The 13,982-nt window shown below is 39.3% G+C and carries 7 protein-coding genes; all 7 read left to right on the forward strand.

What is annotated here, in order from left to right; genetic code table 11:
• Positions 1–864: 864 nt before the first annotated feature.
• The 7 genes from BJR36_RS21040 (at position 865) to recQ (ending at position 13,876) form a co-directional block, all read left to right on the forward strand.
• Positions 865–984, forward strand: coding sequence for a DNA-binding protein (locus BJR36_RS21040; protein WP_334292926.1), 120 nt, complete (start codon positions 865–867; stop codon positions 982–984).
• Between the two features lie 180 nt (positions 985–1,164).
• The gene (locus BJR36_RS21155; protein WP_408605720.1) at positions 1,165–1,302 is read left to right on the forward strand and encodes a hypothetical protein; all 138 of its coding nucleotides are present in this window, start codon (positions 1,165–1,167) and stop codon (positions 1,300–1,302) included.
• Positions 1,303–1,353: 51 nt separating this feature from the next.
• Positions 1,354–3,939, forward strand: a complete 2,586-nt coding sequence (locus BJR36_RS11340) for a helicase domain-containing protein (protein WP_091234270.1) — start codon at positions 1,354–1,356, stop codon at positions 3,937–3,939.
• Positions 3,932–4,804 carry a hypothetical protein gene (locus tag BJR36_RS11345; RefSeq protein ID WP_091234273.1) on the forward strand — a complete coding sequence of 291 codons (873 nt, stop codon included), beginning with the start codon at positions 3,932–3,934 and terminating at the stop codon, positions 4,802–4,804. Before BJR36_RS11340 ends, BJR36_RS11345 begins: the two co-directional genes overlap by 8 nt.
• 13 nt (positions 4,805–4,817) lie before the next feature.
• On the forward strand, positions 4,818–10,439 hold the full coding sequence (locus BJR36_RS11350) for an ATP-binding protein (RefSeq protein WP_091234276.1): 5,622 nt from the start codon (positions 4,818–4,820) through the stop codon (positions 10,437–10,439).
• Between the two features lie 2 nt (positions 10,440–10,441).
• The gene (locus BJR36_RS11355) at positions 10,442–11,497 is read left to right on the forward strand and encodes a hypothetical protein (protein ID WP_091234279.1); all 1,056 of its coding nucleotides are present in this window, start codon (positions 10,442–10,444) and stop codon (positions 11,495–11,497) included.
• Positions 11,498–11,605: 108 nt separating this feature from the next.
• On the forward strand, positions 11,606–13,876 hold the full coding sequence (recQ, locus tag BJR36_RS11360; protein WP_091234282.1) for a DNA helicase RecQ: 2,271 nt from the start codon (positions 11,606–11,608) through the stop codon (positions 13,874–13,876).
• Positions 13,877–13,982 lie beyond the last annotated feature (106 nt).

Genomic DNA, 13,982 nt, shown 5'->3' on the forward strand with positions numbered 1-13,982 from the left:
AGATTCAGGCACGAATACTTTTTGCACTTTTTTTGCTGGTACAAAATTTGTGGAAAAGACCTGCTGATTTTCAATCGGAAGCGATTTAATCAGCAGACACTAAGTATCATATTATATAAACGTTGTCAAAAGGTAGAAGGGGGAGATAAATCATTATGTCATACACAAATTCAAAAAAGGCTGTACTCGCTACTTATGAAATACTGAAAAAGTATTCCACAGAGGAGCATCCATTGAGTAATTTAAAGATTCAGGAGCATCTTAAGAGTGATTATGAGCTCAAAAAAAAGGTACCTGACACCATAAACTGGAGTTTATGGTGTCAGGTACCTTTTTTTACTTTTTTATTGTGGACTACCGTTTACTAATTCAAAATCAAAAAAGTGGATGACAAACCAATGATAATCCACACAAAATTAAAGTCAAAGATTCGTTCAACAACATGAAGTGAGGGCTGCTGGAATTAAGGGATATAATGTTTGTTATGTAAACAGAAGTCCTAAGATCAAGTCATCTATAGTGATAATACAGACAATGGAAAAAGGAGCTGTTCATCGAAGCGGCAAAAATACTTATCGAAAAAGAACGATTCATCAGATTTAAGAAGAACGTGGAGGACGAATCTATCAGCATAATAGAAATAACAAGGATACAAACAAGAACTCCATTAAGGCAAAGAAGCAAAGAACACTGCTGTATATCTAGATATATCAAATATGTGTAAATTTATTTTGTGCAAGATGATGAATAAATAAAAAGAGATAACTGGGAAATTGTCGAATTTTATATGTTTTCATTGCTATTGTTAAACAGATAGCATAAAATTATAGTTATGGTAATTTTGTCCATTTGCGGAAGACTCATATGGAATACTTTATAACAGCAGAAGCAGCCGAAAAGTGGAACATATCTGGAAGATGCATAACAGTATTATGTGATGAAGGAGGAATTGAAGGGGCATTTAGGAAAGGTAGCAGGTGGTGAATTTCTGCAAATGCGGAAAAACCAGAAGAGGGGCATAAATTGCGATATAACAATTAATTGATGTTTACAAGGGCTATATGATGGGAGTTCGGTTCCGGAATTTGGAAAAGTTAAACGCAATAGTCGATTGTATATATAAAGGCATCACGAGCCTGTATATGTAATTTTGTATAGGACTATGTGAGAACTGAATGGCCGGATTTTCCTGATGAAGAAGCAGGTACATTTGGGTATGGCGGTGATCATCGTAAACTTTGCCTTGAGTTAACGGAGAAGAAGATTAAGGGAAATAAGCTGATGGGAATCAGTAGAAACTAAGCAAATACAGATTTGAAATATTATTCAGCTTGAAAATGGGGGTACTGATGCATGTCAGTGATTACGCAGAATAAGCTCTTCGTGGAAGAAGAGAGATATAAAGAAGAAGTATATAGAACCTTTGATGGTATGGCATCTTCAGCTTCATCAGAGGTGAGATTAAAAAAGGCATCCATCACACGTGGAAGTTTTGATGATAAAGAAGCTTTTATGATGCAGGGGCAATTATCCGGTGCCGAAAAGAGAAGACGTGAGATAGAGCAACTTGTGGGTAAATTGTATGACAGGCCCTATTTTTCTCATGTAGAGGTATCGATGGAAGATGATGAGTATGACAGAGAACACTATTTCTTGTCGGACTGCGAGTCATTAAATGAAATGGTACCAGTTGGAAAAGATGGGTATGTTTTGCCATTTAAGCAGGATAGGGAAAGGCCAATTTCGGGTGCTTTATTTCATTGCTATCAGTCGAAAAAGGGCAGTTCGATATCCTATAGGGGACCTCAAGGGGATGAGTTTGTTTTTGTTCCACAGTCGATCTGTGATACGGATATTAAAAAGAGAAAGTTATTAAATGTAATACAGCTATATCCCACACCGGATGTATCTCAGAATTCTGCAGATGAGTTACTGGAATCAAAATTAAAGGAAAATCGAGATAACCCAACACTACGAAATATCATTTCAACTTTACAGCAGATGCAGTTTGAAATTATTAAGACAGATACAAAGACCAACTTTGTTGTCCAGGGATGTGCGGGATCTGGAAAGTCTCAATGTTTGTTGCACAGATTATTCTTTTTAAGAGATGAATTGTCTCAGGATGGCTGGAATGGAGTTCTGTTACTTACGCCTACAAAGTTGTTTAGGCAATATTCAGCTGAGCTTGTTAGAAGATATCAGTTGTCAGATATAGATGACTGTTCAATAGCGGATTTATATATAACGCTATTAAATGCATATGATGTACGATTTAAGGATCGTCAGTATAAATATCAGCTCACTGAGGAGTATTTACCGAATGGGTATTTATTTGCTGTCTACGAAGAGGAAAATGTCGTCAAAATTGAGCATGAAATTGATAATGCTCTCAGGAAATATGTACAGGCCGGTTGTAAGGCATTAGGCATTGAAGAACCTGCTGAGATTACAGCATTGGTTGTTGAGGATATCGTAAAACAATTAGATGAAGAAATGAAGGCATTTGATATCCGTGAGGAAGCTCTGCAGCAAAATGATGAATATCAGGAAAAGAGAAAAGAGTATGAGCAGTTGCTTAAGGATGTTGAGACTAATAAGAAAAAAAAGCAACGTTACACGGATGAAATTGAAAGCATAGCTGCCAGGCGCAGGGAGCTGGATCTGCTCGTTGAAACAGTAAATGAGGTTGAAAAAGAGAAGGCAGACTGGGTACATCAGCGTGAGAAGAGAGTTAAAGATGCGGTCAAAAAACTTGAAGAAGTCAGCAGAAAATTCGAGCGAGGAACAGATTTACAGGCGCCTGCGAAGTATGCGCAACAGTTGTTCATTGTAAAAAATCTGACTGAGGGTAGAAAGTTTTTAGAAGATGAGGAATATTTGGTCTTTTTGGATGAATATATTAGTCAGGCCAAGGCTGAATTGCAGGAGTTTACAAAAGATAAAAAGGTTAAGAATATTATTGATCGATATGCAAAGCGCGAACAGGAAGTTAACGGAAATCTTGAATCCATTTCAGGCGAGATAGAGGAGATGCTTACCAGAATTGAAGAATATTCTGAATGGTTACGAGAAGCTGCCAGTAATTTTGAAGGTGAAGAAGCAAGAATTACTTTATTGCGTTCTGAAATGGAAAGAGCCAGGTATTTCCTGGTTCGTTTAGAGAGTACTGTTTTCGAGCAAGAGGTGTGGAATGCATTGTCGCCTGTCAAAGAGCAGTACGGGATACAGAAAATACAGGTAGAGGAATTAAAGGACGGTAAACATAAGGAGAGCAGAATCTTATATAAATCAGATTTACTGTTTTACATTAGAATATACATGAAGCTGCATCCGGATGCTAACTTACCAGGATATAGCCTTATCTGTATAGATGAAGGACAGGATTTACATAGAGCGGATTATGATATTTTACATGGTCTATATCCAAAAGCTGTATTTAATGTGTTTGGCGATGTGAATCAAGTGCTCCATGCCACATGCGGCATTAGAGAATGGGAGCGACAGACTGGAATATCGACGGTCTATCCGCTTACAACAAACTATAGAAATACGGCTGCTATTGTAGAATTTTGTAACGAGCATTTTGATACTCAGATGGAATATGTCGGAGGCGTAGATAAAAAACAACGCCCGATTGTTGTCACAGATATAGATAACAGTTGGGATCGTATTGCTTCAGAAGATTTGGTAGTAATTGTAAAGGATAGGGAATCATACGAAGAATTCTGTAAGGATGCAGGAATAGAGACTGATAGCTTTGTGTATTTGGATACAACTTCTGTAAAAAGCACGGAAAAGCAAAAAGAGTGTTATTCAATATTTGCGGCAAAAGGACTTGAATTTTCAAACGTTTTTGTCTATGCAAAACATATGACAAAAAATCAGAAGGTGGTTGCGTGTACCAGAGCGATGGGAGGGCTATATTATTATGAATAGCAGAGCGGAAAAATTCCATCTTCAAAATAAGGAATTGGTACAAAACCTATACAATGGATTATGCAGCTTATTAGACAATTTAGAAATGAATACAATGCCAGGCGAAGAAGAAAAAGGGAGCCTGTCTGGTTTGCTGGATTCCTATGCAGAGTCATTAAAACGGCATGAAAAATCGAATATGGCTGTGATAAGGCGGGTAAATGCCCCGGGAGCTGATAGTTTTGATGAAAACAACGTAATAAAAGAACTATCAGGACATAACCAAAGCATAGAACTTTTGCTAAGACTTGGTCGTGAAAAGATGGTTGATGTTGCGGATAAACTGTTATTGGAAGAAAATGGAAAATTATTAGTAAAATGCGGATACTGTGAAGAAATAATAGTTGAGAAAACAGGGCGTCGCTATTATGTGCTGAGTTCAAAAGGTGAGAAATCATTTCGAAATAAGACGATAATCAATCAATTAAGAAAAGACGTCAATTCTGCCATAGTGCCAACAGAAATTATCTTTGAGACAAGCAAGTGGAGCAACATTTATTCGCAAAGAATAGACATGCTAAGTTTTTATTACAAGAATTACAGGCAAACATCCGATTACATTGCGTTTACTTTAGATGAGTTGAAAGAAATGGTTTTTGGATGTGAAATAGAAGACGGCCAGGATGTAAGATATACGTTTGCATGTGTATTTGAGAATGAGAGCAAGGATGAAAACGTGAATCAGTTAAAAAGCCTGGCGGGTTCTGGATTGATTGATCAGATACTTCTCTTAACTGAATCTGGCGAGCAACAGATGGACTTGGTTATAAAAGACGGACTGGATCCACAACTAATACCAGAGTTATCTTATTTCGTTATGCAATGATGGGGAGGGACATATGAGACAATCAGATGCCAGAGTCGAGGAAGTAAAAAGGCAGGCTTTTCAGACAAAGAATAAACTGCTAAATAAACAAATTTTGTCAGAGGAAGAATGTAAACAGCTTAAAACTGCCATTTGTAATTTAATAGCAGAAGAAATACATGAAACGCATGAAATGCAGGGGGAGCGGAGGGGAATGGATATTGATGAATTGCTGGCTGAATTCAATGAATATGCGAATCGCTCGAAGAGTATACTTGAAAGTATGCTTGCCTTGGTTTCTCAAGGACGTATACCAGGTAATGAGGATAGAAAAGAGTTTGAAACGACAATAGAGGAACTTTGTAAGAAATATGACTCAGTGTGTGCAATGGCCAGAGAAGAATTATTAGAGGATGAGCTTCCGGAGACGGGAAGTCCTGTTTTGGGGTATTATGAGGCTATTAAGAATAGTAAGTCAGCACTGCTTCGTAATCAAATGAACGAGGTCAAAGTTACGCTTGAAAGGTTTATATCCGTACAATCACTTTTAGAGCAGTATTCATCTGCTTTGGAACCATTTCAAAAACAGGCTGAGACGCTGCTTGAAAGAATTGTAAGCAGTGAGGTAACTGATTTTTCTGAGGTGAGTGAGGAGGTTGCGGGTCCTCAGTTATTTCTTCGTGCATTAGATTTCGATGACCTGGATTCAGCTGCAGGAAATGATTTGCTCGATTCATTAGAAGCGTATTATCCATCCCGTGTAGCAAGAGGCCTTTCAAAAGAGAGCTATTTCCTTCCAGGTTCGGATTCGGATGAAGTTACTCAAACAGCGGAAAATGCGCAGGAAGTGCCTGGGACTTCAACCTCTGAGGAAGGAACAACAGCCAAAGAGGAAAAGACATCCGAAGAGGAGCAGGCTGAGGAAATAGCTTCAGATATAGAGACTAAAATAGCAATAGCAGATAATGAAACTACTGAAGATAGGAAAGCTTCTGAAGAGGAGAATGAGGAACACTCGGAATTTACTAAGTCAATTGCAGCCAGAGGGCTTATTTTAGATGAGAAAAAGGATTTTGGTATTTTATTAAGCGATATAAGCGAAGCGGAAAACAAGAAGATTTCAGTGAGTGTTTTCTTGAATGATCTTAGAAAGGGAAATGTAAAGGCATTTAAGAGCATAATCCAGCAATTATCCAGATTCGGCCTGATTTCAAAGAGCATACTGGGCTTAAGATTTCATATGCAGGAAGGCACTGCGGAAAGCAGTCTGGATTTCCTGCAGAAAAAGGGTTATCTGAGAAAGTATAAGCTAATACCAGGTGGGGAGTTTTATTGTTCATCTCCCAGACTTGAAAAATCGTTAACTTATAAAGATGCGAGCAAGTTTGTTGAAGTAAGGCAGCTTTCTGTAGATACAATGGGTGTATTAATTGAGGATAAAGAATCCAGCGCAACCGCGAGAATGGCATTTCTCAATCTTTACATCAATAGTAATAGAAATTTCATTGAGAGACAGGTAAAAAAGCAGTCGGCAACGAATATACTTTTTGCAGAGGCATTCTTGTACAGGGCTTATGATACAGACCATCCAGAAGAATCTGAAATTTTAGCAGGTGCATTCTGGACAGGCATTGAGGAGTGTGACCGCTTTATTGCTGGTTTGGAGAAGCTAATTGAGGGTGCGGAGTCTGTTAACAGACTCATTATTGCATCGGCGAATAAAGACTTTGCCAAAAACATTGTCGAGGAGATTCAGCGCTGTAATTTCTCAAAACTGAAGAATGTTCCTATCTACTTGTATACAGTATCAGATGATGTCTACTACTCTTATTACACTGGAAATGAGGCATCGATTGGGGAGATATGGCATGCATTGGCAGACGCTGATCATGAACATGATGATCCGGTGGAATCTGATCCGGAGCCATCGTTTGAAGCAGAGAATGAAGATGACCATGATACTGCTCAAGACACAGATACTGAAGGGCAGGGTAAGCCTGAGCGTAAAGCTGTAGAAAAAACCAGATCGGTATCCGCTAAGAAAGAGTCAGCACAAACAACTAAAATAGCTGAGGCGTATGACACGGAAAGCATGGAAGTGACGCTATGCAGATTGATCAATGAAAAGAAGTATTATTGTGCACCCGCTTATGCAAGAGCACGCTCATTAAAGGATTCTTCGATGATCGAATTGTATGACAGAATCGCTTACGCATTGAATGATCCAATGAAGCGTTGTACATATTCAGCAGATGGTGTGTTTGATTTGATTCCGCAGAGGCATACAGAATTTTCGGACGCATTAGTCGTAGCAATTGGACTGAGAACTTTTTTCTCTAATCAGGTGCGATACGATTACAATATTAAGGCATTTTACAATGCAATAAAAGAGTATCCGGTATTAAGCACATACCCGTCCTTAAGTAATGTTGTATATAAACTTGTAGAGTTTAAGGATGCACAGAAAAAGGGGCTGGATGCTTATGCTGACTATAGGGCAAAGAGCATTTCCCAGTTAGAGGATGAACTGAAGAAGCTTCAAAGGGAAGCAAAGCTTTTCTTTGAAAGCACGATTGCAGTCAAGAAGGTCGAAAAGGCCAATCTGAGAAGATTCCTTGAGACCAAAAAGCTGCTTTTTGATGTGAATGGTGATATTGGCCAGTATATAAAGGCAGTAGCAGATAATGAGAAGGAGATTCAGCCTTTAATTGTTGAGTTTCTGCAAGATAATTTCATCAGAGAAGGAAATATAATATCAGAGGATACAATTGATTCTGATCTGCTTTGGGAGTTTATCTTAAACTATTGGGATCAGGCTGGAGAAAAGATGATGATGAAACTTCGTGCGGACTTAAAGAGCCATTTGCGAAATAACATCGTTAATATTACAACGAAGGCTGTTCAAATCATGATTCGCTGGTGTAGCCTTGTTGATAAGATTAATGACCAAACGGAGGATGCTAGTTCATTGGCATATAGGAAAATCCGTAAGCCATTGATTGCTGATATTGCGGAAGCACTGGACTATATTGGAAAGGATATAAATGCAGCTGAAGTTTCGGACGAGGAAAAAGCAGGTCTTGAAGTAATCAGATATACACTTGATGAGATTGGACATTGCATAGATGGTTCGTATGAAGAATATCAGAAACGCTATTTTTATGTGCCATTCCTATTCACGGATGATGTGCTGCTAGATGAGGCTTTTTGCCCTGATTTAGATGTAAGGTCATCTGAAATGGTTGAACTTCAGCCGGAATACCGTATATTAGAGCATGCAGGAAAAGTATGCAAGCGTCCGATGGATAGATGTTCGGAAATCCTCGAGGACGGTGGAGATGATTATGGTTCAGCACGTCTGCTTGCAGAATATATCGAAGCAACGGATGCGACAGCTGATATTGCATCAATAGAGAGAACTATAGAGGCAGGTGAAGAGTACGCAAAAGAGACAGCTAATCTTAGAAAGGAACAGTTTATAGGAGACCTGGAGCTCGCACAGAGTTATGGCCAGATCGACAACTCAAATTCCACGGAAGATAAGAAGGAGAAAATCCTTCAGATTGTCGATGCGTGGTATGAGAGCTCTCTTGAAAGTTCTAACTATGGATTCTTTAAGCGCATTACGGACAGCTACCTTGCAGAAATACGTAAGGAATCCAAGTCTCGTGAAAAGGACCTGATCGAGCAGCTTGAGGCATTTAAGAATACCAGTATAAAGGGGATTTCGGCAGAAGCCAAAGAGAAAAAGGTAGCCAGGATCCAGGCGGCAATAAAACAGCAGAATTATACAGTCTCTGAAGATCTTCTGGCGCGTGTATGGCAGCAGGATGACGAGCATGAAGAAATCATAGAAGAGGATTTCCTGCGTGAGTTCCTTGAAAATTATACTGATTACTATAAGCCTGTTGCCATGAGCCAGTCAAGTTTTGCCACACTTGTTAGTAGTCGTACCAGAAATAAGGAAGAGCGTGGTGGAAAGAGGCTTGCTGACAATTGGCTTCCGGGAGGAAGCAACCTTGGCAAGGATCGTTTGATTGCACTCCTGTCTGGCTTTGGCTTCAAAGTAAACAACAATTCTGTTCAGGCTCAGAGCTCTATTGGAAAATTCGAGAATTTCCTGGTAAGGAATTTGGTGGTACAGGGAGGAAAAAGAGAAAACTATACACATCCAATTGCTGCATTTGGTTCAGGTGCATCCCAGGAAGGATTCAGAGTAGTATGTATAAATGGCAAATATGACGCCGCGGGTTTGATTGACGTAATGAAGCAAATTGGCAATGCGAAGCATACAATGATTTTATTGGATTGTGCGCTTGATAAGCCTGAGAGACGAATATTGGCCAGAAAGAGCAAGTCGGAACTCGGGGATAAACTGTTTGCTGTCGTGGATAGAACTGTAATGATGTATATGGTAAGAAATTACGATGAAACCAAGGCAAACAGAATGCTTATTTCATTGATAACGCCATTTGGCTACTATCAGCCATATGTATGGGAATCATCAAATGTCATGCCGCCTGAGATATTCATGGGAAGAAAACATGAACTTGAAAGAATCGAGTCAGCGACAGGCGCAAATATTGTATATGGTGGTCGTCAGTTGGGAAAATCTGCATTGCTTAAGAAGGCAAAGGCAGATATTGATGGTGATGAAAACGGTGATCGTGCAGTTCTTATAGAAATTAAAGGATTGAACTATCAAGAAGCCGCAAAGAAGATTGGTCATGCATTGTATGACGAAGGTGTTCTGACATCGGACATTACGACAACGGATTGGGATGAACTTGCCAGAGCAGTGAAGAACCGTCTTCAGTCTGAGAAAAACAGAATACCTTATTTACTCTTACTGCTGGATGAGGCTGATACCTTTATTGAAAGCTGTGAGGAGATAAATTACAGGCCATTTGACTCCTTGAAGGAAATTCAGAGTATTGGTGTAGGGCGCTTTAAGTTTGTAATTGCCGGACTTAGAAATATTGTGCGCTTTAAGCATGAAGCTGCTCTGGGCAACAACAGTGTGCTGACACATCTTGAGGCGATGACTGTAAAGCCATTCCAGCCGGCTGAAGCACGTGAACTTATGGAGATTCCGCTTCATTATTTAGGACTGAAATTTCCCAAAGAAAATGAATCGCTCATTACGCTTATTCTGGCTAGTACAAACTATTTCCCAGGTCTGATTCAGATGTATTGCGCAAAGCTTTTATCGGCAATGAGAAGTAAGGACTATGCTGGATATGATGAGGCAGATACTCCAATTTATGAAATAAGTGAGGAACATATAAAGAAGGTGCTTGCGGATCCTGAATTTATGGATCAGATTCGAGAGAAGTATGTAATCACATTGAAGTTGGATGAAGATAACTATTATTACCTGATTGCACTTATTATGGCATTCCTTTATCACAATAACGGGTACAATGAGGGTTATTCTGCTGATGACATTAAGAATGCTGGTAATGAACTTGATATTGCAAAGATATCAAACCTGGAGGATACAAAGCTGGCTGCATTTATGGAAGAGTTAAAGGAACTGAATGTGCTTAGAAGTACAGATGAGACACGCTATTTGTTTACGAGATTTACTTTCTTCCAGATGATGGGAACAAGAACAGAGATAGACAGCAAGCTTGAAGAGTACATGGAGGACTGAACATGAAGAACATCTGGTGGAATCAGGTTACAAATGCAGTCCAATATGTATCGCAGATTACGCAAAGTATACTTGATGAGAAGAGCATTCTCATCAGGTATACAAGCTGTATGCCCTGGTACGCAGAACTAGAGTCATCAATAATTGAAGCAGTAAAACAGCAGAGTTCAGAAAAGAAATTTGTAAAGACTCCTGCGGCAACTGATCCGGGTGCCTATTTGTTAAGAGAATTCTGTAAGCCGGAAAAGAGAGCAACGTACAGACCAACAAAAGGGTATCCTAAATTTTTTGCGGAAAGTGACGATATCGTTCTTCATGATCGCTATCTGTGGGTACAGATTGATGATGTAAATTGTTTAGAGAACTGGCTTGCTTTTGTTTCTGAATATGTAAAGGAAAGGGGAAAGAATAAAAATACTGCTGTCTTTATCCTGGAGTGGGCAGGCGATGAACAGGCCAGTGTGAAGAAGGGGATAAAAATATTTTCGCTTGATGACTTCATTGGAGACTATGACAGAATTGTTTTTGCGGTTTTGGCATCTTCAAGCATTAGAGAAAGCGCGTTTATCAAGAAGTATATAGCTGAACTAGTGGCTAATGTGGCTGGTAATGATATTGAATTATGTGCGGAATGCATTCAAAATCATAAGCCTTTTCTTGAGAACCCACTGGCATTCATTAGGATGACTGTTGAAGAGAAAGAGCGCAGCGACGGGACCTGTTTTCGCTATACGAAAACCAGTGAAGAGGTCGAACATTTTATATGGCTGGCACAGATAAAAACGATTTATCCCCATTTAGAGGAGTACAGAGAAGAATTTGTTCAAAAGCATTCGAGGGCAATATCAAAGCAACTGCCAATTTCAGCATCATATGGTGAGATTTATAATGATCCAAAAGATGTTGAACTTGGAACATTAAAATATATGGCAGATAATGGATGCTTAACTTTGAGTACCTCTGAATACGAGAATTTGAAAAAATACAAAGATGCCAGAAATAAGTTGTCACATTTGGCGGCTCTATCAATTAATGAAATAAAGGATATGCTGAAATAGCAGTAAAGGGCGTGTATACTAATGTCCACATAAAGGTACCTGACACCATAAACTGCAGTTTATGGTGTCAGGTACCATTATAAAAACGATATTTTCCAGGGGTGAATGATGAACGCTAATGAAATACTGAAAGTATATTTTGGATATGATTCCTTCAGAGAAGGACAAGAAAGTATAATAAGCACCATAATGGCAGGACGAGATGCTCTGGCAATAATGCCAACAGGAGCAGGTAAATCTATCTGTTATCAGGTACCGGCATTACTGTTTCCCGGTATTACTGTCGTTATTTCTCCATTGATTTCCCTGATGCAGGATCAGGTTAAGGCATTGAATGAAGCTGGGATTCATGCAGCATTTATTAACTCGTCGCTCTCAGACTATCAGATTAGCAAGGCTTTAAGTGCAGCTGCTCAAGGGACTTATAAGATTGTTTATGTCGCACCAGAGCGTCTTGAGAGTTGGGAATTTGTTGATTTTGCCAATAATGCAGATATCTCAATGGTAACTGTTGATGAGGCTCATTGTATTTCACAGTGGGGGCAGGACTTTAGACCAAGTTATTTAAAGATAGTTGATTTCGTTAACAGACTTAAGAAGAGACCTGTTTTAAGCGCATTTACCGCTACAGCAACTGAAGAAGTAAAGAATGACATTGCATGTATTTTGAACCTCAGAAATCCGAATATTGTTGTAACAGGATTTGATAGAGAAAACTTATATTATCGTGTCGAAAGTATTAAAAAGAAGGATGATTTTGTTGTGGGATATATTGATGAGCATCCTGATGAAAGTGGCATAATATATTGTGCCACTCGTAAAAATGTCGATGCACTTCACGAATTGCTGTTTAAAAGAGGTGTCCCTGTAACAAAATATCATGCTGGAATTGATAATGATACCAGAAAGAAAAATCAAGATGATTTTATTTATGACCGTGCCCCGGTAATTGTGGCAACCAATGCATTCGGAATGGGTATTGATAAGTCGAATGTCCGCTATGTAATTCATTACAATATGCCACAGAGCATGGAAAGTTATTATCAGGAAGCCGGTCGTGCGGGACGTGATGGTGAGCCATCTCAGTGTGTTCTTCTTTTCTCAGCCCAGGATATTATGATTAACAAATTCCTGTTAGAACGAAAAGATTTTTCGGAGGTAGCGCTCGAGGATATTGAACTGATTCAACAGCGAGATGCAAGAAGGCTTCAGGTAATGGAAGGCTATTGCCGAACCACAAGCTGTCTTCGCAATTATATTTTGGATTACTTTGGTGAAAAGCCAGGAGCGCCATGTGACAATTGCGGTAATTGCCATAGGGAATACCGGGAAGCGGATATGACCAGGGAAGCAAAGTGGGTTATTAACTGTCTTGCTGAAACAAAAGGAAGATATGGGCTCAATATTGTTCTTGGAACATTGCTTGGCGCAAATAGGGCACGTCTTAAAGAACTGGGCACAGTGAATTATAAATCATACGGTATTTTGAAGGATAATACTGAGTCTGAGCTTAGACTTCTGATAAGCCAGATGATTCTTGATGGATATGTTTATCAGACTGAGGATCAATATAGTGTTTTTAGGATGGGAGATATTGCACCATTGCGAGATGAGAATAATCGTGTGATGATTCGTATGTATGAGGAGAAAGAGCCTGATAGAAGAGTAAAGTCTGGGAAGAAGAAAAGTATGGATTTTCTTACAAGTGCAGGATATGTATTGTTTGAAAAACTGCGCAATCTTCGTCTGGAGATAGCAAGAGAAGAATCCATACCGCCATATATCATTTTTAGTGATAAGTCATTGGTTGATATGTGTGTCAGAGTGCCGCAGAATAGATCTGAAATGCTTCAGGTGTCTGGAGTTGGTGAAGCAAAGTTTGACAAGTACGGACAGAGATTTCTTGATGCAATTAGGGACTATCAGGAGGCGCATCCGGATTCTGTAATCAGCATGAAGGAAGATGACGAGGAGCCATTTACCAATGAAAAACCAGAAAAATCAAAAAAGAAGAGTAAAAAAAGTGAATTCTTTCTTGCTGAGACTGATATCGATAAATTCAACTATTCAGATTTGTATTATATCAGCGACATCAAAGATGAAATGAACCGTATCTGTACAGTGGATAATGTGAAGAAGCTTACTGGAACAAAGATATGGGAATATCTTGTATCAGAAGGCTTGACAGAAGAAGCAGATCAGGGTGGCATATTTATCAAGAAGCAGACTGAAAGAGGGTTAGCGATGGGAATAAAGACGATTGAGAAGGTTAGCCAGGCAGGTAATCCGTATATGCTTTTAATGTATCCGGAAAATGTTCAAAAAATGATCCTGGAATATTTTGTTGGGCCAAGACCGGAGACGGAGGAACAGCAGTGAAAAAAGGTACCTGACACCATAAACTGCAGTTTATGGTGTCAGGTACCTTCATTAGGGGGGGAGGAAGCGGCCGCTTCACGATCATCAATCGTGAACGGCGACGGCT

Source organism: Anaerobium acetethylicum (genome assembly GCF_900096945.1).
In the GTDB taxonomy this organism is placed as follows: Bacteria; Bacillota; Clostridia; order Lachnospirales; family Lachnospiraceae; genus Anaerobium; species Anaerobium acetethylicum.

Excerpts from the sequence above, each read along its gene's own strand:
- BJR36_RS21040 (WP_334292926.1), top strand. The coding sequence starts at position 865 with ATGGAATACTTTATAACAGCAGAAGCAGCCGAAAAGTGGAACATATCT.
- BJR36_RS11340 (WP_091234270.1), top strand. The coding sequence starts at position 1,354 with ATGTCAGTGATTACGCAGAATAAGCTCTTCGTGGAAGAAGAGAGATAT.
- BJR36_RS11345 (WP_091234273.1), top strand. The coding sequence starts at position 3,932 with ATGAATAGCAGAGCGGAAAAATTCCATCTTCAAAATAAGGAATTGGTA.
- BJR36_RS11350 (WP_091234276.1), top strand. The coding sequence starts at position 4,818 with ATGAGACAATCAGATGCCAGAGTCGAGGAAGTAAAAAGGCAGGCTTTT.
- BJR36_RS11355 (WP_091234279.1), top strand. The coding sequence starts at position 10,442 with ATGAAGAACATCTGGTGGAATCAGGTTACAAATGCAGTCCAATATGTA.
- recQ (WP_091234282.1), top strand. The coding sequence starts at position 11,606 with ATGAACGCTAATGAAATACTGAAAGTATATTTTGGATATGATTCCTTC.